At 72.5% G+C, this 20,680-nt stretch carries 17 protein-coding genes and 2 pseudogenes; 11 read left to right on the forward strand and 8 right to left on the reverse strand.

The features are described from left to right. Positions 1-8 precede the first annotated feature (8 nt). Positions 9-1,244, forward strand: coding sequence for a PucR family transcriptional regulator (locus JXZ78_RS19715; protein WP_030023091.1), 1,236 nt, complete (start codon positions 9-11; stop codon positions 1,242-1,244). Here JXZ78_RS19715 and JXZ78_RS19720 read toward each other — a convergent pair. Beyond that, positions 1,210-2,223 (reverse strand): GntR family transcriptional regulator, encoded by a 1,014-nt coding sequence (locus JXZ78_RS19720; RefSeq protein ID WP_030023092.1) that lies wholly within the window; start codon positions 2,221-2,223, stop codon positions 1,210-1,212. The two genes, JXZ78_RS19715 and JXZ78_RS19720, sit on opposite strands and share 35 nt — an antisense overlap. 168 nt (positions 2,224-2,391) lie before the next feature. On the opposite strand from JXZ78_RS19720, the gene JXZ78_RS19725 reads away from it, so the two are divergent. Then, the gene (locus JXZ78_RS19725; protein ID WP_238783240.1) at positions 2,392-4,179 is read left to right on the forward strand and encodes an MFS transporter; all 1,788 of its coding nucleotides are present in this window, start codon (positions 2,392-2,394) and stop codon (positions 4,177-4,179) included. Here JXZ78_RS19725 and JXZ78_RS19730 read toward each other — a convergent pair. The 3 genes from JXZ78_RS19730 to JXZ78_RS19740 all read right to left on the reverse strand — a co-directional run bounded on the left by JXZ78_RS19730 (position 4,086) and on the right by JXZ78_RS19740 (position 6,162). Then, on the reverse strand, positions 4,086-4,889 hold the full coding sequence (locus JXZ78_RS19730; protein ID WP_078624563.1) for a maleylpyruvate isomerase family mycothiol-dependent enzyme: 804 nt from the start codon (positions 4,887-4,889) through the stop codon (positions 4,086-4,088). The two genes, JXZ78_RS19725 and JXZ78_RS19730, sit on opposite strands and share 94 nt — an antisense overlap. Positions 4,890-4,929: 40 nt before the next feature. Next, positions 4,930-5,568: a mycothiol-dependent nitroreductase Rv2466c family protein gene (locus JXZ78_RS19735; protein WP_030023093.1), complete on the reverse strand. Its 639-nt coding sequence runs from the start codon at positions 5,566-5,568 to the stop codon at positions 4,930-4,932. 162 nt (positions 5,569-5,730) lie between these two features. Continuing rightward, positions 5,731-6,162 (reverse strand): MarR family winged helix-turn-helix transcriptional regulator, encoded by a 432-nt coding sequence (locus JXZ78_RS19740; protein ID WP_030023094.1) that lies wholly within the window; start codon positions 6,160-6,162, stop codon positions 5,731-5,733. An 89-nt stretch (positions 6,163-6,251) separates the two neighbouring features. Here JXZ78_RS19740 and JXZ78_RS19745 point away from each other — a divergent pair, with 89 nt between their 5' ends. From JXZ78_RS19745 to rbsK, 7 genes and pseudogenes are all read left to right on the forward strand, one after another. Next, positions 6,252-7,274, forward strand: coding sequence for an NADP-dependent oxidoreductase (locus tag JXZ78_RS19745; protein ID WP_030023095.1), 1,023 nt, complete (start codon positions 6,252-6,254; stop codon positions 7,272-7,274). 94 nt (positions 7,275-7,368) lie between these two features. Beyond that, the gene (locus JXZ78_RS19750) at positions 7,369-7,797 is read left to right on the forward strand and encodes an organic hydroperoxide resistance protein (RefSeq protein ID WP_030023096.1); all 429 of its coding nucleotides are present in this window, start codon (positions 7,369-7,371) and stop codon (positions 7,795-7,797) included. Positions 7,798-8,032: 235 nt separating this feature from the next. Continuing rightward, the gene (locus JXZ78_RS19755) at positions 8,033-8,527 is read left to right on the forward strand and encodes a hypothetical protein (RefSeq protein WP_030023098.1); all 495 of its coding nucleotides are present in this window, start codon (positions 8,033-8,035) and stop codon (positions 8,525-8,527) included. Between the two features lie 381 nt (positions 8,528-8,908). Next, the gene (locus tag JXZ78_RS19760) at positions 8,909-9,943 is read left to right on the forward strand and encodes a LacI family DNA-binding transcriptional regulator (protein WP_030023100.1); all 1,035 of its coding nucleotides are present in this window, start codon (positions 8,909-8,911) and stop codon (positions 9,941-9,943) included. Continuing rightward, entirely contained in the window at positions 9,940-11,715 is a 1,776-nt protein-coding gene (locus tag JXZ78_RS19765; protein ID WP_030023101.1) for a sugar ABC transporter ATP-binding protein, read from the forward strand. The genes JXZ78_RS19760 and JXZ78_RS19765 overlap by 4 nt, the downstream gene beginning before the upstream one ends. Then, positions 11,705-13,863: pseudogene (locus tag JXZ78_RS41085) on the forward strand (ABC transporter permease/substrate-binding protein). Before JXZ78_RS19765 ends, JXZ78_RS41085 begins: the two are co-directional and overlap by 11 nt. A 7-nt stretch (positions 13,864-13,870) precedes the next feature. Then, complete coding sequence (gene rbsK, locus JXZ78_RS19780) at positions 13,871-14,770, forward strand: ribokinase (RefSeq protein WP_030023105.1); 900 nt, start codon at positions 13,871-13,873, stop codon at positions 14,768-14,770. Positions 14,771-14,905: 135 nt separating this feature from the next. On the opposite strand, the gene JXZ78_RS19785 is transcribed toward rbsK, so the two are convergent. Both JXZ78_RS19785 and JXZ78_RS19790 read right to left on the reverse strand, forming a co-directional pair. Then, positions 14,906-15,679: a carbon-nitrogen hydrolase family protein gene (locus tag JXZ78_RS19785; protein WP_050502860.1), complete on the reverse strand. Its 774-nt coding sequence runs from the start codon at positions 15,677-15,679 to the stop codon at positions 14,906-14,908. After that, the gene (locus tag JXZ78_RS19790; protein WP_030023107.1) at positions 15,676-17,007 is read right to left on the reverse strand and encodes a PA0049 C-terminal domain-containing protein; all 1,332 of its coding nucleotides are present in this window, start codon (positions 17,005-17,007) and stop codon (positions 15,676-15,678) included. The genes JXZ78_RS19785 and JXZ78_RS19790 overlap by 4 nt, the downstream gene beginning before the upstream one ends. A 454-nt stretch (positions 17,008-17,461) precedes the next feature. Here JXZ78_RS19790 and JXZ78_RS19795 point away from each other — a divergent pair. After that, positions 17,462-17,842 (forward strand): annotated as a pseudogene (locus JXZ78_RS19795) (MmyB family transcriptional regulator); the annotation flags it as partial. A gap of 183 nt (positions 17,843-18,025) precedes the next feature. Here the strand turns inward: JXZ78_RS19795 and JXZ78_RS19800 are convergent. Continuing rightward, positions 18,026-18,778: a DUF4097 family beta strand repeat-containing protein gene (locus JXZ78_RS19800; protein WP_050502861.1), complete on the reverse strand. Its 753-nt coding sequence runs from the start codon at positions 18,776-18,778 to the stop codon at positions 18,026-18,028. 181 nt (positions 18,779-18,959) lie between these two features. Continuing rightward, on the reverse strand, positions 18,960-19,856 hold the full coding sequence (locus JXZ78_RS19805; RefSeq protein ID WP_030023110.1) for an SGNH/GDSL hydrolase family protein: 897 nt from the start codon (positions 19,854-19,856) through the stop codon (positions 18,960-18,962). Between the two features lie 326 nt (positions 19,857-20,182). Here JXZ78_RS19805 and JXZ78_RS19810 point away from each other — a divergent pair, with 326 nt between their 5' ends. After that, positions 20,183-20,677 carry a DUF3145 domain-containing protein gene (locus tag JXZ78_RS19810; protein ID WP_003979739.1) on the forward strand — a complete coding sequence of 165 codons (495 nt, stop codon included), beginning with the start codon at positions 20,183-20,185 and terminating at the stop codon, positions 20,675-20,677. Positions 20,678-20,680: the final 3 nt, after the last annotated feature.

Genomic DNA, 20,680 nt, shown 5'->3' on the forward strand with positions numbered 1-20,680 from the left:
CCGCAGGCGTGGTGGAGACCGTCCGCTCGGCCTGGCGTGACGTACCCCCGGGGCAGGTGCGGGAGTTCGCCGCGCGCGCTCTGGACGAGGTCCCGGCGCTCGCCCAGCGCATCCTGGGGGAGATCCGCCGCGAATACCCACAACTGCCGCTGGCCCTGGACGAGTACGGCGAGCCGCGCGCGCTGGTCGGCATCCGGCAGTCGCTGGAGCACTTCGTGGAGCACATGTCCGCCGGCCTGGACAGTCCGCACGTCCACCCGCGCATCTTCCAGGAGTTCGGCCGCGGCGCGGGCATCCAGGGCCGCAGTCTGGACGCCCTGCAAGCCATCTACCGGCTGGGCGTACGGCTGGCCTGGCGGCGGCTGGCCGAGATCGGCCAGCAGGTGGCGATTCCGGCCCCCGCCATGTACGAACTGGCCGAATCGGGTTTCGAGTACCTGGACGGGCTGGTCGCCGAATCGGTAAGGGGCTTCGCCGAGGCCGCGGCCCGCCAGGCGGGCGAACGGCTGCGGCACCAACGCCGTCTCATGGAGCAGCTGTTCACCGCCGGGACCCGCGCGCACACCGCCCCCGCGCTCACCGACCGTGCTGCCAGGATCGGCTGGGCGCTGCCCGCACAGGTCGCCGTGGCCGTACTGCTGCGCCCCGCCCGTGAGTCCGTCGCGCCCGCCGTCGGCACGGACGTCCTCCTGGACATGGAGTGCGAGCGGCCCCGCATGGTGGTGCCGGAGCCGGACGCCGCCGGGCGCAGGGAACTACTCCAGCGGGCCACGGCGGGGTGGTCTGGCGCGCTCGGCCCAGCCGTACCGCTGGCGCACGCGGCCAAGTCGCTGCGCTGGGCCAACACCGCGGTCGATCTGATCGAGCGGGGCCTGCTGCCCGCCGGGCAGTTGCTGCACTGCACCGATCACACCGAGGCGCTGGTCCTTCTGCCGCCCGAGGAGCTGATCGAGGACCTGACCCGGCGGCGGCTGGAGCCCCTGGCGCACTGCGGCCCCACCCACGGACGCCGGCTGGCCGAGACCCTCCTCGCCTGGCTGGAGACGCGCGGCGGCGCGCCCGAGGTGGCCGCCCGGCTCGGCGTCCACCCGCAGACCGTGCGCTACCGACTGCGTCAAATACGCGAGTTGTGGGGTGACGAGGTGGACGATCCGGACCGCCGATTCGAACTGGAACTGGTCCTGCGGGCCCGGCGGCTGCGCGGCGAACTCAGTGTGCCGGGCGGCCCTCCCTGCCGTCGCTGAACACCTCGAAGCCGTCCAGCAGCCGGGCCAGCCCGAACTCGAACAGCGCGTCCAGTTGGAGCGTCCCCGCGTCGTCCATGGCGTCGATCCCCGCGTACATCGGGAAAGAACCGGACTCCAGGATCTGCTCGTACTCCGGTTCCTGCGACACCATCCACTGGTCCTGGTCCATGCCGGTCTGCTGCTCGGCCTCCAGGTCCTCCTCCATGGCCACCGCCGTGCCGCGTACGTGGTTGAGCAGCGTCAGGGCCAGCCGCAGCTTGGTCAGCGGATCGAACCGGGTCGCCCCCATGGTCCACTCGATGAGGGTCATCGCGTGCGGCAACGGCTGCGGGCGAGTGATCGACAGCCACTGGGCGACCCATGGATGCCGCTGGTACAGCTGCCACTGGAGGCGGGCTCCGGCCTCCATCCGCGCGCGCCAGTGCCGTGGCGCCGGGGCGGGCAGTTCGATCTCGGCGAAGGTGGCGTCCGCCATCAGCATGACCAGCTGGTCCTTGTTCGCCACATGGCGGTAGAGCGCCATGGAGGAAGCGCCGAACTCGGCGGCCACACGGCGCATCGACAGCGAGCGCAGCCCTTCGGCGTCGGCGATCCGGACGCCGGCCCGCACGATGCGGTCGCGGCTGAGGGCGGGGGGCTGGGGCTGGGAGGCGGCAGGGAGAGGGTGGTGGCTGCTGCCGCGTGGCCGGGGCGCGGGCCCATGGTGCGTACGCGCCTCCGCTCCCGTTCCCGTCTCCGCCACCACCGTGCCCACCCCCGGCACCGCCCTGACCAGGCCCTCCTGGCGCAGCGTCGTGAGGACCTTGGTCGCGGTCGCCATCGCCACCCCCCACTCCCGGGTGATCCGCCGCGTCGAGGGCACGCGGTCGCCCGCGGTCAGTTCACCCGTATCGATACGCCGCCGGATCTCCGCGACGATGCGGCGGTACGGCGGGGTGGCGGAACGGTTCGTGGCGGGGGTGGCTGAACGGTCCATGGTGGCGGCCTCCGGCTCTCCATACTAGTGCACCAGGGGGTTGTGGGCGTAGCAAGGCTGCGACAGCGCCGGTGGGGGCAGGCGAGGTGCACTAGTGTGACGCACCTCCAATCCCTGTGCTGGGCCCAAGGTTTGCGCTGTAAGCGTGCCCTGTCTACCTTCCTGGTTATGACGTTTACCCCGTATACACCTCCGCCGCGTGCCGGGCGCCGCGAGTGGACCGCGCTGGTGGTGCTCCTGCTGCCCTGCCTGCTGGTCTCGATGGACGTCTCGGTGCTCTACTTCGCCGTACCGTTCCTCTCCGCCGAACTCGCGCCCAGCGGCGTCGAACAGCTGTGGATCCTCGACGTCTACGGCTTCGTCCTGGCCGGGCTCCTGATCACCATGGGCGCCCTCGGCGACCGCATCGGCCGCCGCAGGCTGCTGCTCACCGGCGCCGTCCTGTTCGGCGTCGCCTCGGCGCTCGCCGCCTACGCGCAGAGCCCCGGCGCGCTCATCGCCGCCCGCGCGGTGCTCGGCGTCGGCGGCGCCACCCTCATGCCGTCCACCCTGGCCCTGATCCGCAACCTGTTCCACGACGCCGGGCAGCGCGGCAAGGCCGTCGCGATCTGGTCCGGCGGCATGATGGGCGGCATCGCGCTCGGTCCGGTGCTCAGCGGGGTGCTGCTGGAACACTTCTGGTGGGGCTCGGTCTTCCTGATCAACGCTCCGGCGATGGTGCTGCTGCTCGTGGCCGGGCCCCTGCTGCTGCCCGAGTTCAAGAACCCGGCGGCGGGCCGCTTCGACCTGCCGGGCGCGCTGCTCTCCCTGGCGGCGATGCTCCCGGTCGTCTACGGCATCAAGGAGCTGGCCCGCAACGGCTTCGAGACGCTGCCCGCACTGGCCGTCGCGGCCGGACTGCTGGCCGCCGCCGGGTTCGTACGCCGCCAGCGCACCGCCCGGCACCCGATGCTGGACCTGGAACTCTTCCGCCATCGCGGCTACTCGGGATCCGTCCTGATGAACCTGCTGGCGATGTTCGCGCTGGTCGGCAGCGCGGTCTTCTTCACCCAGTACCTCCAGTCCGTACGGGGCATGAGTCCGCTGGAAGCCGCCCTGTGGAACGTGGTGCCGACCCTCGCGGTCGGCGGCATGGCCCCGGCCGCGGCCGCCCTCGCCCGCCGTACGGGCCGGGCGTTCGTCATCGCCGGCGGCTTCCTGGCCGCCGCCGGAGGGTTCCTGTGGGTGTCCCGGGTGGCGGCGGACACGCCGCTGTGGATCGTGCTCATCGGCGCCAGCGTCTACGCGGCGGGGCTGGTCATGGTGATGTCGCTCGGCACCGAACTGGCCCTCGGCGTCGCCCCGCCGCAGCGCGCGGGCTCGGCCTCCGCCCTCCTGGAATCCGGCTCCGAACTGGGCGGCGCCCTGGGCCTGGCCTTCCTGGGCACCCTCGGCAACGCCGTCTACCGCGGCGAGATCGACAGCGCCGTCCCCGGCGGGCTCCCCGCGGGCGCGGCGGACACCGTACGGGAAACCCTGGCCGGAGCCGCGGCAGTCGCGGGGGAACTGCCGGGGCAGGCCGGGGAGGCGCTGCTCACGGCGGCCCGTACGGCGTTCCTCGGCGGCCTGCACGCGGTGCTGCTCGGCGCGGCAGCCGTGATGGTCCTGGGCGCGCTGTTGGCCGCGGCGCTGCTCAGGGGCGTACGGACGCAGTCTCCGGAGCCGGGGGAGGAGGCGACCGAATGCAAGCCGGTCACGGGCAGGCGCGAGTCCGGCGCCCCCGGCACCGCTTCCCCTTCTGCTGCTTCCCCTTCTGCCGATGCCGATGCCGATGCCGACGCCGATGCCGACGCCGATGCCGCTGCCGATTCCCATCGCCCCCGTCACCCGAAGCTGACCCGCTCCAGCCAGGAATCCAGCAGCTCCACATCACCACCGATCACGATGCCGGGGCTGCGGGCGGGCAACCGGCGGTAGAGAACCAGCAGCAGGTCGGTCAGCGGGCCGCTGACGGTGACGGCGGCCTCCTCACGGGGTGCGTGGCGCCAGGTGATCGCCGCGCCGGTGAGGTCCACCAGCCACTCGGCCGGCGTCCCCGGTGCCGTGCCGGTGGCCCGGAAGCGCAGTGTGCGGCCGGGGCCGAGAAGTTCTCGCAGCTCCGGGCGGTGATCGAGGGTCTGTGGCTGTGCGGCCAGCTCCAGCCACTCGCCGAAGCAGTCGGCGGCGGTCTCCTCGCCGAGCGTGAACGGCACGCCCTCGGCCAGGAAGGCGTCGGCGCGGTGGATCACCGTCTCGTTGGCCATCCGGCGGGCGAAGAACGCGGCCGCCGGGCCCAGCTGGGGCACGGGAACCCAGGCTTCCGCACTCGGCCCGGCGGTCCGCAGGGTCTCGGCCAGCAGGGCGGCCCCCTCGCCCAGCCAGCCGTCCAGCACGGCCGGGTCCTCGTCGGCGTACGGCGACAGATCGCGGAAGTGCCCGTCGGGCGGGGGCCGTTCCGTCCCGGTGCGTATGACCTCCTCCACCCAGCGGTGGGCACCGCCCAGATGCCGCAGCAACTGGCCGACGTTCCAGCCGGGGCAGGTGGGCACCGGGGTTCTCAGCTGGGCCGCGCCCCGCACGCGCGACCTCAACAGGTCGGTCTGCTCGACGATTTCGGAGCAGTGGCGGTCGTACGTCGAAGCGTTCATGACGCCACGGTAAGTCCCGCCACTGACAACCGGCTTCGGGTCAGCTGAAGTCCAGGTCCCCCGTCCGGGTCCGCTTCAGCTCGAAGAACTTGTCGTAGCCGGCGAGGAGCCGGGCGCCGTCGAAGACCCGTACGGCGTCCTCGCCACGCGGGATCGCGGTCAGCACCGGACCGAAGAAGGCCACGCCGTCGATGTGGATGGTGGGCGTGCCGACCTCCTCGCCGACCGGGTCCATGCCCTCGTGGTGGCTCTTGCGCAGCGCGTCGTCGTACTCCGTGCTGTCGGCGGCACCGGCCAGCTCGGCGGGCAGCCCGGCCTCGGCGAGCGCCTCCTCGATGACGGTGCCGTAGTCGTCCCGGCTGTCGTTGTGCAGGCGCGTGCCGAGCGCGGTGTACAGGTCGCGCAGTACGTCCTCGCCGTGCTTCTGGGCGGCGGCGATGCATACCCGCACCGGGCCCCAGGCCTTGGCCAGCAGCTCCCGGTACTGCTCCGGCAGCCCCTCGCGGCCGTCGTTGAGGACGGCCAGGCTCATCACGCGGAAGCGCAGGTCGATGTCGCGGTGGGCCTCCACCTCCAGGATCCAGCGCGAGGTGATCCAGGCGAAGGGGCAGAGGGGGTCGAAGTAGAAGTCGACTGTGTGACGAGTGGTGTTCGGGGAAGACGCATTCTGATCAGTCATGACGCCACGATAGTTCGCTTCACAACTTCCGGCCGGGAGTTCGGTCGGCGGCGTCCGGCGGTGCGGCGTCCGGACGGGCGGCTTCCGGGGCGCGTCCGCCGGCCGGTGTCCGCCGGCTCGCGCTCGCCCGGTCGGCGGCGCTGGTCCGACGCTGCTCCGGCGCTACTCCGGTGTGACGCCGAGCATCCGCTGGAGCAGCTCCTTGAGCAGCGCGCGCTCCGTGACGGACAGCTCGCCGAGCGGCTCGCGCGCGAAGTCCAGGGAGTCGCGCAGCTGCGCCGCCGTCGCCCGGCCCGTCTCGGTGGGGGCGGCCAGCTTGACCCGGCGGTCGGCCGGGTCCGGGCGGCGCTCGACCAGGCCGCGGGACTCCAGCCGGTCCACGATCCCGGTCACGTTCGACGGCTCGCACTTCAGGCTCCGGGCTATCCGGCGCATCGGCATCGGCTCGCGGGCGAGCAGGCCGAGAACGCGCGCCTGGGCGCCGGTGAGGGAGTGCTCGGCCGCCGCGTGCTCGTACTCCTCGTGATAGCGGGCCACGACGGTGCCGATCAGCTCGACGACCTCGGCGGTCAGGTGGTCTGCGCGAGGAGTCATGACACCAGGATACCGAATTACTTGACAACATGAAATATCGAGGAGCATTGTTGTTTCAGCACCTGAAGTATTTCGAGGAGGAGCAGCCCATGTCCGCACTGCCCACGTCCGGCCGCGAATGGCACCTGGTCGCCCGCCCGCACGGCTGGCCGAAGCCGGAGGACTTCGCGCTCCGCGAGGCCGAGATCTCCGAGCCCGGCGAGGGGCAGCTCCTCGTCCGCAACCTGTACTTCTCCGTCGACCCGTACATGCGCGGCCGGATGAACGACGTGAAGTCTTACTCCCCGCCCTTCCAGCTGGACGAGCCGATGGAGGGTGGCGCGGTCGGCGAGGTCGTCGCCTCCAACGCCGACGGCTTCGCGGTCGGTGACCACGTCCTGCACTTCAAGGGCTGGCGCGAGTACGCGGTGGTGGACGCCGCCAAGATCGCCAAGGTGGACGGTTCCCTGGCGCCCCTCTCCGCCTACCTGGGCGTGCTCGGCATGCCGGGCCTGACGGCCTACGCGGGCCTGCTGGAGGTCGCCTCCTTCAAGGAGGGCGACGCCGTCTTCGTGTCCGGCGCGGCCGGCGCGGTCGGCAGCGAGGTCGGCCAGATCGCCAAGCTCAAGGGCGCCTCGCGCGTCATCGGCAGTGCGGGCTCCGACGAGAAGGTCAAGCTGCTGACGGAGGAATACGGCTTCGACGCCGCCTTCAACTACAAGTCCGACCGGTCCGTCAAGGACCAGCTCCGGGACGCCGCCCCCGACGGCATCGACGTCTACTTCGACAACGTCGGCGGCGACCACCTGGAAGCCGCCCTCGACTCGCTGAACGTGCACGGCCGGGTCGCCGTCTGCGGCATGATCTCGCAGTACAACGCCACCGAGCCGACCCCGGCGCCGCGCAACCTCGCGACGGTCATCGGCAAGCGGCTGCGCATCCAGGGCATGCTCGTCGCCGACCACAGCCACCTCCAGGAGCAGTTCGTCTCCGAGGTCTCGGCCTGGGTGCGTTCGGGTGAGCTGAAGTTCAGCGAGACCAAGGTCGCCGGCATCGAGAACGGCTTCGAGGCGTTTCTCGGCCTGCTGCGCGGTGACAACACCGGCAAGATGATCGTCGATCTCACGGACTGACCCTTCACGGAGCCGGTCCCGCCGGGCCACTAGGCTCGGCCCCAAGCCGTCGCGATCGTGGGCGCGAGTCGCGGCGAACCACAGGAGGATCTCTATGTCCATCCAGCCCGTAGACGTCGTCTACACCGCCGTCGCCACCGCGGAGAACGGCCGGGACGGCCGCGTCGCCAGCGACGACGGCAAGCTGGACGTCGTCGTCAATCCGCCCAAGGAGCAGGGTGGCAGCGGCGCCGGCACCAACCCCGAGCAGCTCTTCGCGGCCGGCTACAGCGCCTGCTTCCAGGGCGCGCTCAGCGTCGTCGCCCGCCAGGAGAAGGCGGACGTCTCCGGCTCCCGGGTGACCGCCAAGGTCGGCATCGGCAAGACCCCGTCCGGCGGTTTCGGCCTCACGGTCGAGATCAACGCCTCCATTCCGAACGTGGACGAGGCCACCGCCAAGGACCTGGTCGAAAAGGCCCACCAGGTGTGCCCGTACTCGAACGCCACGCGGGGCAACATCGACGTCAAGCTCAGCGTCGGCTGACTGCCGGCCAGTGACCGGCAGTTGAGCGCTGACTGACCGGCGGGCTTCGGTCGGCGGCCGGGCGTCGGCTGACGTCTGGCCGGTGGCCGGCGGCCGGCGCGAGGCTTCGGCTGAGAGCCGCACTCCTGGACGGGGGTGCGGCTCTTGGTCGTTCCGGTTGGCGCGGGGGTGCCTCCATGCCGCTGGCCAGGGAAAACGGGGTGCGTCGGGTCGGCGAGCAGGGCAGCGTGGCGGGGTGGCTGATCTGTTGTGGGACGACGTGAGTTCCTTCTTCGACCCGGACCTGGTGGGGTCGCTGCCGGACGTGCGGGTCGCGCATGCCTCGGTGGAGGACTGGCAGGCGATCCTCGATCTTGTCGCGGAGAAGGGCTGGCGGTGCCGGTACTCCGAGGGGGAGACGGTGCTTCCCGTGCCCCGGGCGGAGTCCGTGCCGGCCCGCCCGGCGGATGCCGAGTACGCCGCACATCCGGAACTGCGGGTGTGGCCGACCGCCGACGTGTTGGCGATCTTCCGATTCCGTACCGACGATGAAGTCGATTTCGACGTCGACCTGCGGGAGTTGCAGGGCCAGGACCGACTCGATGTGTTCTGCGGCTTCCTTCGGGAGATCGGGCGGCGGCTGCGCAAGCCCGTACTGATGGACCCGGAAGGCGACTGCGGTCGTCCGGTGCTCGGCTTCGACGTCGCGGCCGATCGAGTCGTTCTGCTCGCAGATCCGCAGGTCAGGTGAGCGAGGCCGACGGCTGCGGGGCGCTGGGGTCCAGGTGGTGGCCCTCGGGGTGCTCCGGTGCACGCCCCTATGGCGGTGTCAGGTTCGCGCCAATGATGTCGACACTCTGGGGTGTCGTGGGGCCGATGGCTAACGTGGTGGCGTGAGGCGTCCGAGAGGGCGAGTGACGGGTGAGCCGAGAGGTGTGCCGCCGCCGGCCGCCACCGTTCGCAGCTCCCCCTGTGACGCAGGCCACTCTCACGCTGTCTTGACGACGGTGGCGTGTAATCGATTACGTAAGCCCACACAAAATCGATTACACGCCGTTGTGCGATCGAGACGCCCTGCGCCGTGGTGTCCTCGACCTGCCTGCGCGGACCTGCACGGAAGGGCTGGGGCGGGATGGCGAAGATCAAGGATGTGGCCGAGCGGGCCGGGGTGTCCGTGGCGACCGTCTCCCGGGTGCTCAACGGGCGGAGCCCGGTGGCCGAGACGCGTGAACGGGTGCTCGCCGCCGTCGCGGAGCTGGGATACCGGCCCAACAACGTCGCCCGGGCCCTGCGGACCGCCCGTACCGGCACGCTCGGCCTGGTCATCAGTGACCTGACCAACCCGTTCTTCACCGAGCTGGCCGACGCCGTCGAGGACGCCGCCCGCAGCCTCGGCTACAGCCTGATCATCGGCAACGCCGCCGAACGCCCCGGCCAGCAGGACGACTACATCCGTACGCTGCTGGACCGCCGTATCGACGGCCTGCTGGTCAGCTCGGCCGGTACCGGCTCCGCGATGCTGCACGAGGTCGTCGCCTCCGGCACACCGCTGGTGCTGCTGGACCGGATCGTGCCCGGCATCGACGCGCCGTGCGTACGGGCCGACGGCGCCGCGGCCCTCACCGACCTGGCCGCCCACCTCGCCGCCCTCGGTCGGCGGCGTCCCGCGATCATCGTCGCCCCGGCCGGCACCCCGACCGGCGACGAGCGGCTGAACCTCTTCCGTACGGCGCTGGCCACGCACGGCATAGCGCTGCCGGACGAGCGTGTCGGCTCCACGCCCGACCTCCAGCCCACCGGTGGCCGCCAGGTGATGCGCCGTCTCCTGGACCTGCCCGAGGCGCCCGACGCCGTATTGGCCACCGACAACCTGATGGCGCTCGGCGCGATGGACGAGATCCGCGCGCGCGGGCTGCGGGTGCCCGACGACATGGCGCTGGTCGTGTACGACGACGTGCCGTGGTTCGCGCACATCGACCCGCCGCTCACCGCCATCGCGCAGCCCACCCGCGAGCTGGGCCGGGCCGCCCTGCACACCCTGCTGGAACGGATCGAGGGGCGCGCGCCCGGCTGCGTACTGCTGCCGGCCCGCCTCGTCACCCGCCGCTCCTGCGGCGAACCGGGCACCACCCGTGAGGACACCCAAGAGGAGGAGGGCAGCGCATGACCGACGTCAACGACGACGTTCGGGACGCCGCACCGGCCGGCCGTGAACTGCTGCGCGTGGAGGGGGTGACGAAGTCGTTCCCCGGCGTGCGCGCGCTGGACGGTGTGGATCTGAGCCTGCGCGCGGGCGAGGTGCACGTCCTGCTCGGTGAGAACGGCGCGGGCAAGAGCACCCTGATCAAGATGCTCTCCGGCGCCCATCGCCCCGACGCGGGCCGCATCCTCGTGGCCGACAGCCCGACCGACGGCCCGACCGGCGGTCCGACCGGCGGCCCGCCCCACGGCCCCGGCGGCCGCAGTGCCCCCGCCCCCACCGCAGCCCCCGGCACCCCTCCCGCCACTCTCCACGAGGTGCACATCCGCACCGCCCAGGACGCCGAACGCCTCGGAATCGCCACCATCCACCAGGAGTTCAACCTCGTCCCCCGGCTGACCGTCGCGGAGAACATCTTCCTCGGCCGGCCGCCGCGCACCGCGCTCCGCCTGATCGACAAGAAGGCCATGCGGGCGCGCGCCGCCGAACTGCTGCGCCGGGTACGCCTGGACGTCTCCCCGGACACCCCGGTCGCCGAACTGGGCATCGCCCGGCTCCAGATGGTCGAGATAGCCAAGGCGCTGAGCCTGCGCGCCCGCGTCCTGATCATGGACGAGCCGACCGCCGTACTGACCTCCGAGGAGGTCGAGACCCTCTTCGGCATCGTGCGCGAACTGCGCGCCGACGGCGTGGGGATCATCTTCATCACCCACCACCTGGAGGAGATCGGCGCCCTCGGCGACCGCGTCACCGTGCTGCGTGACGGCCGCTCGGTCGCCGAGGTCCCGGCCGGTACGGACGAGGACGAGCTGATCCGCCTGATGGTGGGCCGGGACATCGCCGAGCAGTACCCGCGGCAGCGCCCGGACGAGCCCGGCGCGCCGCTGCTGCGCGTCCGCGGCCTGACCCGGCACGGCCCGAACGGCACGCCCGTCTTCGAGGACGTCGGCTTCGAGGTGCGGGCCGGTGAGGTCGTCGGTCTCGCGGGCCTGGTCGGCGCGGGCCGTACCGAGGTCGCGCGGTCGGTCTTCGGCGTGGACCGGTACGACGCCGGGACCGTCGAGGTCGACGGGCAGGTCCTGGCACCCGGCGACGTACGGGCCGCGATGCGCGCCGGGCTCGGTCTGGTCCCCGAGGACCGCAAGGGCCAGGGGCTGGTCCTGGACGCCTCCCTCCAGGACAACCTGACGCTCGCCCGGCTGGACCGCGACACCCGCGGCGGCCTGGTCGACCGGCGCGGCCAGCGGCGCGCGGCCGCCGAGGTGGCCGCCCGGCTGAAGGTACGGATGAGCGGCCTGGGACAGCACGCGCGCACCCTCTCCGGCGGCAACCAGCAGAAGGTCGTCATCGGCAAATGGCTGCTGGCCGACACCCGGCTGCTGATCCTGGACGAGCCGACGCGCGGCATCGACGTGGGCGCGAAGGTCGAGATCTACCGGCTGGTCAACGAGCTGACGGCAGCCGGCCGCGCGGTGCTGATGATCTCCAGCGACCTGCCCGAGGTGCTCGGTATGAGCGACCGGGTGCTGGTCATGGCCCAGGGGCGGCTCGCCGGTGAACTCTCCGGCGACGAGGCGACGCAGGACGCGGTGATGGAACTGGCGGTACGGCCCGCCGACGGCGCGCCCGGACCGCACGGGACGGCACCTCACGGGCACGGGACGGCACCCCACGGGCACGGGACGGCACCGCACACGACGACGAACGAGAGCGCGAAGGAGGGCTCCGATGTCCGCTGATGTGAAGACGGGAGCGGCCGCCGAGGCGGTCGGCACCACCCCGCCCGATGACGGCCTCGGCCCCTGGTTCACCCGGGCCGTCCTGAAGAACGGCCCGCTGGGCGGCCTGATCGCCCTGGTCGTGGTGATGGCGATCCTGTCCGGGGACTTCCTGAACGGGCAGAACCTCCTCAACGTGGGCGTCCAGGCATCCGTCACCGCCGTCCTCGCCTTCGGCGTCACCTTCGTGATCGTCTCGGCCGGCATCGACCTGTCGGTCGGCTCGGTGGCCGCCCTCAGCGCCACCGTGGTCGCCTGGGCCGCGACCGACGCGGGCCTGCCGGTGTGGGCCGCCGTCCTGCTGGGCCTCGCGCTCGGCGCGGCGGCCGGCCTGGTCTCCGGCGCGCTGGTCGCGTACGGGAAGCTGCCCGCCTTCATCGCCACCCTCGCGATGCTCTCCGTCGGCCGCGGCCTCGCCCTGGTGATCACCGGCGGCACGCCGATCCCCTTCCCGGCCTCGGTCAGCAAGCTGGGGGACACGCTGGGCGGCTGGCTGCCCGTCCCGGTCCTGGTCATGATCGCGATGGGGCTCGTGGCGGCGCTGGTCCTCAACCGGACGTACGCGGGCCGCGCGATGTTCGCCATCGGCGGCAACGAGGAGGCGGCCCGGCTCTCCGGCATCGACGTCAAGCGCCGCAAGCTGGTGATCTACGCGATGTCCGGACTGTTCGCGGCGGTCGCGGGCATCGTCCTCGCGGCCCGGCTGACCTCGGCCCAGCCGCAGGCCGCCGTCGGCTACGAACTCGACGCGATCGCCGCCGTCGTGATCGGCGGCGCCAGCCTCTCCGGCGGCTCCGGCAAGGCGTCCGGCACGCTCATCGGCGCACTGATCCTCGCCGTGCTGCGCAACGGCCTGAACCTGCTGAGCGTCTCGGCGTTCTGGCAGCAGGTGGCGACCGGCCTGGTCATCGCGCTGGCGGTGCTCCTGGACACGCTGCGGCGCCGGAGCGCGCGATGAGGCGGCGTACGGGGCTGGTGGGCCGCGATGCGTCCGGTGGGGGTGCGGGTTCGTTCCGTGAGTGGCGTACGGGGCTGGTGGGCCGCGATGCGTCCGGTGGGGGTGCGGGTTCGTTCCGTGAGTGGCGTACGGGGCAGCTGGGCCGCAGTACGTCTGGTGGGGGCACGGGTGCGTTCCGCGAGCGGCGCACCGGGCTGCTCGGCCGCAATACGCCCGGCAAGGGCACCACCTCGCTCCGCAGACGTACGGGCCTGCTCGGCGCGGCCGTCCTGGCCGGCGCCCTCGCCCTGTCCGGCTGCGAGCGCGGCGGCGACACGGACCTGGGCCTGGCCCTGTCCACCCTGAACAACCCGTTCTTCGTCGCCGTCCGGGAGGGCGCGCAGGCCGAGGCGGACCGGCGCGGCCTGAACATCAACATCACCGACGCGCAGAACGACCCCATGCAGCAGATCAACCAGATGGAGACGTTCACCAGCCAGGACGTCAAGGCGGCGATCATCAACCCGGTGGACTCCGACGCCGCGGTACCGGCCGTCGGGGTCGCCAACCGGGCGGACGTGCCGGTGATCTCCCTCGACCGCGGCGTCAACGGCGGCCGGGTCGGCTCGGCCATCGCCTCGGACAATGTCGCGGGCGGCCGGCTCGCCGCGAAGACGCTGGCCGAGTCCCTCGGCGGCAAGGGCAAGGTGGCCTTCCTGGAGGGCCAGCCCGGTACCTCGGCCGCCCGGGAGCGCGGGCAGGGCTTCGAGGAGGGCATCAAGGCGTACCCGGGCATCCAGGTGGTGGCGCGGCAGCCCGCCGACTTCGACCGGGCCAAGGGCATGGACGTGATGTCCAATATGCTCCAAGTACACCGGGACATCGGCGGCGTCTTCGCGGCCAACGACGAGATGGCGCTCGGCGCCGCCAAGTCGCTGGGCGCCCGGGCGGGCAAGGACGTGAAGATCGTGGCGTTCGACGGGACGCCGGAGGGCGTCGCGGCGGTACGCGGCGGAACGCTGACCGCCACGGTCGCCCAGCAGCCCAAGCTGCTGGGCAGGCAGGCCGTGGAGCAGGCGCTCAAGGCGGCGCGCGGCGAGCGGCTGCCGAAGCAGGTGAAGGTGCCGGTGGTCCTGGTGACCGGCAAGAACGCGGCGGAATTCGATGGGTGAGAAGCAGATGTACGACGTACTGGTAGTGGGCTCGGCCAACGCGGACCTGACGGTCCGGGTGGCGCGGCGGCCCGGCGCGGGCGAGACCGTGCACGGCTCCGACCTGGTCGAGTCGGCGGGCGGCAAGGGCGCCAACCAGGCGGCCGCCGCCGCCCGGCTCGGCGGCCGGGTCGGGCTGCTGGCCCGGGTCGGCGACGACGCGTACGGCGAGCTGCTGCTGGACGCGCAGCGCGCCGCGGGCACGGACGTCGCGCACGTGATCGTCGAGTCCGGCGCCCGTACCGGCACCGCGATGATCATCGTCGGGCCGGACGGCGACAACAGCATCGTCGTCTCCCCGGGCGCCAACGCGGCGCTCACCCCCGAGGACGTGGCGGCCGCCCGCGACGTCATCGCCGCGTCCGCCGCCGTCTCCCTCCAGCTGGAGGTGCCCATGGAGACGGTACGGGCCACCGCCGCCACGGCCACGGAGACCGGCACCCGGGTGGTCCTCAACCCGTCCCCGACCCCCGACAGCCTCGACCCGGAGCTGCTCGCCGCCGCCGACCCCCTGGTGGTCAACGAGCACGAGGCGCAGCAGCTCGCGGGCCGCGGCGAAGGCACCCCGGAGAACTGGGCCCAGGCGCTGCGCGAGCAGGGCGCCCGCTCGGTCGTGGTCACCCTCGGCGGCGACGGCGCGCTGGTCGTGGACGGCGAGGGCGGCACCGGCCGGGTCCCCGGCGTCAAGGTGGAGGCCGTCGACACCACGGGCGCGGGCGACGCCTTCACCGGCGCCCTCGCGACCCGCCTGGCCCACGGCGACTCCCTCACGGACGCGGCCCGCTTCGCCGTACGGGTGGGCGCCGCGGCCGTCACCAAGCCGGGCGCCCAGCCGTCCTACCCGACGCTGGACGAACTGCCCTCCTGAGCGGAGGCACACGCGGGGCGCGGCGGGACGGCCGTACGCAGGCCGTCCCGCCCGCGACCGCTCACCTCTGGTGCATCGTCAGCGGTGGGGAACCACCTTCCGCAGGCTGCTACCGGACGTCGCGCAGGTCTCGGATCACCGGTTGCTCACCGGCTCCCGTATACCTTCAGGTTCCGCCTGCCCGGCGGCCCGCCTCACCTCGGCCACGGCCGCCCCGGCCCCGCCGTCCAGGCGCGCGAGGCAGGTCCCGTCCGCCGCCCATATACCGCTGTACCCGCAGGCCACGCTCTCGCTCCCCGGGCCGACGCCGTTGGCGAGCAGTACGTCGAGCCCGTTGTCCCGCGCCGTGGCGGCGTACTGCTCCGTGCGCTCCACCGAGTCGTGGAACGAGCTGGCCAGATACACCTGGCAGCCGTCGGCAGCGGCCTGCTCGGCCAGCTCGGGGAAGGCGTTGTCGTAGCAGGTGGCGAGGGCGAACTTCAGGCCGCCGAAGGTGAACCGGCCGCCCGCGTCCGGACCCGCCGTGAACAGTCCGGTCTCCCGGCCGTACAGGTGGTGCTTGTCGTAGCGGGTCAGCAGCGCGCCGTCCGGCCCGTACACGAACGACGCGATCGTCATGCCGTCCGCCGTGTTCGCCGGGCCACGGCCCGGGCAGTTGACCACCGCGGCGACGCCGGCCGCCCGGCACGCATCCCGGACGGGGTCCAGCCGCGGGTCGTCCGGCGCGAGGGTGTACTGCTCCGGGGCGGCGGCTATCGCGTCGAGCTCGTAGTTGGTCAGGGCCAGCTCGGCGAAGACGACCAGCTCGGCACCGCGGCCGGCGGCCTCGGTGAGCAGGGCGGCCATCCGCGCCGCGTTGGCTTCGACGTCCAGGGGCGCGGACGGGAATTGTGCTGCTGCGACGATCATTTCTCCATGATGCCCGGTGCCACTGACAACGCGGCGGTCAGGATGCTCCGCACCTGCCCGGTGATGGCATTCCGGTTCCGTACGAAGTCGGGATCGGTGACCGCGCCGGTCGCCGGATCGGTGTTCCCGGCGCCGAACTGGAGGACCGGCGTGTGCAGATGGCCGCCCGGCACCTTCAGCTTCAGCGCGTCCCGCAGCAGCGTCGCCCGGTAGCCGATCTCGTTGGACAGGTAGTCACCGCCGCCGCCCGCGCGGGCCGTCGAGCCCGGCGTCGGCCCGTCCGGCCGCTCGACGGGTGCACCGCCGCCCGCCGGGATCTCGGTCACCTCCGTGTTGTCCCGTACCGGGAACGGCCCGGTGGGAGCGGTGGTGAGCTGCGCGTACGGCAGGCTCGTGGTGGTCCACTGCGGCTGCGGCCGTACGGTCGGCACGCCCTTCGGTACGGGCACCATCTCGGTCCGGGACGCGCGCGCGTTGTCCGGATAGCCGCCCCGCCAGGCGCCGTTCGTCCGCTCCAGGTCGAACCGCCCCGGCCGCCCCTGGCTGATGGTGGTGAACAGGTCCACCTGCCGCGGCCCGCGCCGGAAGTGCGGCAGCAGCGTCCGCTCCACCGTGCCCGCCGCGAAGTCCGCCCACCGTACGGGGAAGACGGCGGTCTCGATACGGGCGAGCCGCCCGGAGGACGTACGGACCGTCGTACCGTCCAGCGCGAGCGCCGCGGCGCCCGACGGGTTGCTGCGGCGGGCGTCCGCGTCCAGCTGGAACGGGTCGAAGCCGGTCACGACGACGCGCAGGGGCCGCTTCCCGCCGTGCCCGCCGGGCAGGTCGATCGAGTCCTGTCCGCGCGATCCGCGCTCCAGCGCCCCCGTCAGCGCGTCCCGTTGGTCCGCGGCCAGCCGGAACTGCGGCTTCCACTCGCGCAGCGTCTTGGTCATGCCCAGCCGTGCCCAGTACAGCGGCCGGTCGTCGTCCCGGCTCAGATCGCCGCCCTGCGGTCCGCGCCCCTGGACGCGGTCCACCGCGCGCCGCCACAGGCCGCGTCCGGCGTCCGTGACGTACCGTTTCGCCGCCCCGTACGAGTGCACCCGCGCGAGCCCGTCACCGAACGTCCCGGCCACGTCCGCGAACCCGCTGCGCCGCAGGATCTCCTGTGGCGCGCGCTGCGACAGCCGCTGCTCCTCGACGCTCGGCGAGGCCGTCGCCTGCCGGGCGGTGGCGGAGGCGGAGACGGAGGAGGCCGCCGTGGCGGAAGGGGCGGTGAGGGCGAGCGGGGCCGCGGTCAGCAGCACGGCGCCGAACACGCCCGCCGAGGTACGTATGCGTCTCATGGGGCGAGTAAACCGGCGACTTGCCGCGGGCGGAAGAGGTTGATCCATTTCCTTCCCACGCGGACCGGCCCAGACCGGCCCGGCATGGGCATGGGCATCCAGGCCGGGCAACGAGGACCGGCGCGCCCTTGAAGACGATCGCAACCCACAGGGGCACCACGAGGTGTATCCGCCTCGGCGGCAGGACCTGTCCGGCGCCGTATCAGTGGACGGTGAAGCCACCGTCGACGGGAAGAGCCGTTGCGATGACGACGGCGCCGGAGTCGGCGAAGGCGCGGCCGACTCGGTGGCGCGTCCGAGAGCGTTCTCGACGCGATCGCCCGTGCGCTGCGACTCGACGGACGAGCGCGCCCACCTGTACGACCTGGCGCGCAGCGTCGCGTCCTGCTCGCGCTGCAAACGCCCCGAGCGCACCTCGCCCGTCACCGCATCGGTGCGGCAGGTCCTCGACTCCATGAGCGTGCCCGCCGTCGTACAGAACGGCCGTCTCGACCTCCTCGCGGCCAACGACCTCTTCGACATGGCGCAGCAGCCACCGAACTTCGCCAGGTACGTGTTCCTCGACCCATGTGCGGAGAGTTTCTACGCCGACCTCGACGAGGTGAAGAACCTGCTGGTCGCGGTACTCCGCGCGACCGCCGGGCGTGAGCCACCGGACGAGCAGGTGACCGAACTCGTCGGCGAGCTGTCCACCCGCAGCACCGATTTCAGCACCCGCTGGGCCCAGCACCACGTGCGCCGCCCCGCGCGCGGACGCAGGACCGTCCACCACCCGGCCGCCGGAACGACGGACCTCGCGTACGACGACTTCGCGCTGCCCGGCGACCCGTACATCACCATCACCACCTGCACTGCGGATCCCGGTACGCCCAGCGCCGACGCTCTCACCCTGCTGGCGACCTGGGCCGATACGCGGAACCAGCCGCGGAACACCGGCGACGACGTACGCCGCATGCGCCCCCGTCACCCTGGGGTGTGCGATCTGCCCGGCCGGTCACCCACTGGCGGCCGCGGCACCTCAGCCCCCGGCCAGCACCTCCACGTCGCCCCCGTCGCTGTGCACCTTGACCTTGTGCGGCGAGCCGTTGTCCACGGTGCCGGTGACACTGCGGCTCCCGCCGTCCGTGGTGGCGTCCACCGCGTAACGGCCCTGGGGGAGCCGGACGGTGATCTGGCCGCCGCTGGTGTGGCCGTCCACCCGGTCCGGTACGGCGGTGAAGCGCGCCTCGATGTCCCCGCCGTCGGTCTTCACGGCCGCCTGCTTGGCCGCACAGTCCCTGAGCTCGATGCTGCCGCCACCGGTGTGGGCGTCCACGGCCCCCACGGCGCCCTTGACGTCGATGTCCCCGCCGTCGGTCGCCAGCTTCACGGTGGCCGACCGCGGCACCCGCACCTGGTAGGCGACGCTGCACTTGCTCTTGACGGCACCGCAGTCGTCCGCGGTGAGCTTCAGCGTGCCGTTGTCGAGGGAGTGCCGGGTGCCGGGCTTCCTCTTGCCGTAGCTGATGCGTTCCGTCACCTGGACCCCGTCACCGACCGTGTCGTCGGCGACCACGTAGATGTTGCCGCCCGGAGTCGTCACGTCCAGCGTCGTCGCCCGGCCCTCGACGGTGTAGCTGTGCTCGGTCTCGGTGACCTTTTCGGTCAGCTCGCAGCCGGTGACCGCGACGGCGACCGTGACGAGGGCGGCCGTGGCGAGGGCGGTACGGGTGGCGCGGTGCCCCGGTCTGGTGACGCGGTGGTCCGGCCCGGTCGTACGGCGTGCGGTCATGGTGGGTCCCCCCGGGTGCGGAAAGCGGTGCGCGAGCGCGCTGAGCGGTGTACGGGCCCGACTGCACGGCGGTTCGGGCCGACTGCCATCCTCCCGCGCCCCGCGTTCCGCCCGGATCCCCAGCAGGAACGATCTGCCCGCCCGCCCCCTTAGGGGTGCCCGCGCCGTCACGTCAGGGCTGCTACCTCCCCTTACGGGTGATCTCTTGGAACGCCATCCGGGCCAGCTCCCGTTGCCCCTCCCGGCCGGGGTGGAACCAGTCCCAGGCGCTCAACTCCGCGCCGGTGAAGCGGAAGTCGAAGACGGACCGGTCGAAGCGGCACAGCTTGTCGCGCGCGCAGACCGATTCCAGGGCCTTGTTGTAGGCCACCACCCGGTCCCGCACGCTCTGCCGGCGGGTGTCGGCAGCCTTCGACAGGTCGTCGGGGTCGCGCAGCATCGAGCCGCATATCCCGAGCTTCCACACTTCCTTGCCCAGCGGGTTCTGCCGCCCTTGCGACCACAGCCGCATCAGGTCGGGCACGGCCGCGACGTACACCTGCGTCTTGGGCAGGGCGCGCCGCAGCGCGCGCAGCGAGGCCTCGAAGTCGGCGCGGAAGGCGGTCGCCGTGGTCATCGCGCCGACGTCGGTGCGGCAGGCGTCGTTGGCGCCCACCAGGACGGTGACCAGCTCGGGGCGCTTCCGTACGGCCTGCTCGACCTGGGCCGGCAGGTCGCGTATCAGCGCGCCGGTCTTCGCGAAGTTCCAGCTGTGCGTGGCGGGGTCCTTCACCAGCCGCCGGGCGACGCTGTTCACCGCCGGGTCCGTGCCGGTGGCCCAGGAGACGGCGGGGCAGTCGGACAGCACCGAGCAGGCGTCGAACCCGACGGTGATGGAGTCGCCGAGCGCGGCCACCGAGGCGGGATCGGTGCGCCAGGCGGGAGACGGCTCGGGGGAGGGGCCGGGGGCCGCCCGGCCGCCGCCGACGGGGTCGCCGCCGCAGGCCGTCAGGGAGACGGCGAGCGCGGCCGCCGTGAGGACGGCGGCCGCGGAGGTACGGGCCCGGATTGGCCGAAAGGGCCGATTGACCACGGTCATCCCCTGTCCCCCTCCGGCGTGCGAGTGATATCTGTTCCCGTACCGACGGTACGTCACCCCCCGACGCCTGCCGCGCGGTAGCTTGTGCCGTGACCCGTAGGGTCCTCGCCCGACGGCACCGGCACAGTCGGCACGCGTGTATTACATCACGTCATTTACTGTCCCTTTTGCGGCAAATTGGGGCTCATGGTGTTTACTGTAGGTAACCTCGGATGCTGGTGCCGACGTGATCACTGGGGCAGAATGCTTGCAGCTGTCCCGGCCGCGACCGGAACGGGCACGAGGCCGCTGGGGAAGGCGAACCTCGAACCGTACTGGAGGTCCCGGTGACGACACGTGGAGTTCTGTACGTCCACTCCGCACCGCGCGCGCTGTGCCCGCACGTCGAATGGGCCGTCGCGGGCGTCCTCGGCGTGCGCGTCAATCTCGACTGGATCCGCCAGCCGGCGTCCCCCGGCACCTGGAGAGCCGAATTCTCCTGGCAGGGCGAGTCCGGTACGGCCTCCAAACTGGCCTCCGCGCTGCGCGGCTGGCACCTGCTGCGCTTCGAGGTGACCGCCGAACCCTGTGCCACCGCCGAGGGCGAGCGCTACAGCGCCACACCCGAGCTGGGCATCTTTCACGCCGTCACCGGCATCCACGGCGACATCCTGATCCCCGAGGACCGGCTGCGCGCCGCGCTCGCCCGCTCGGCGGGCGGCGAGACCGAGCTGGCGGCCGAGGTCGCCAAGCTGCTCGGCAAGCCCTGGGACGACGAGCTGGAGCCGTTCCGGTACGCCGGCGAGGGCGCCCCGGTCCGCTGGCTGCACCAGGTGGTCTGAGGC

It is taken from the genome of Streptomyces monomycini (assembly GCF_022271435.1).
Lineage (GTDB): Bacteria > Actinomycetota > Actinomycetes > Streptomycetales > Streptomycetaceae > Streptomyces > Streptomyces monomycini.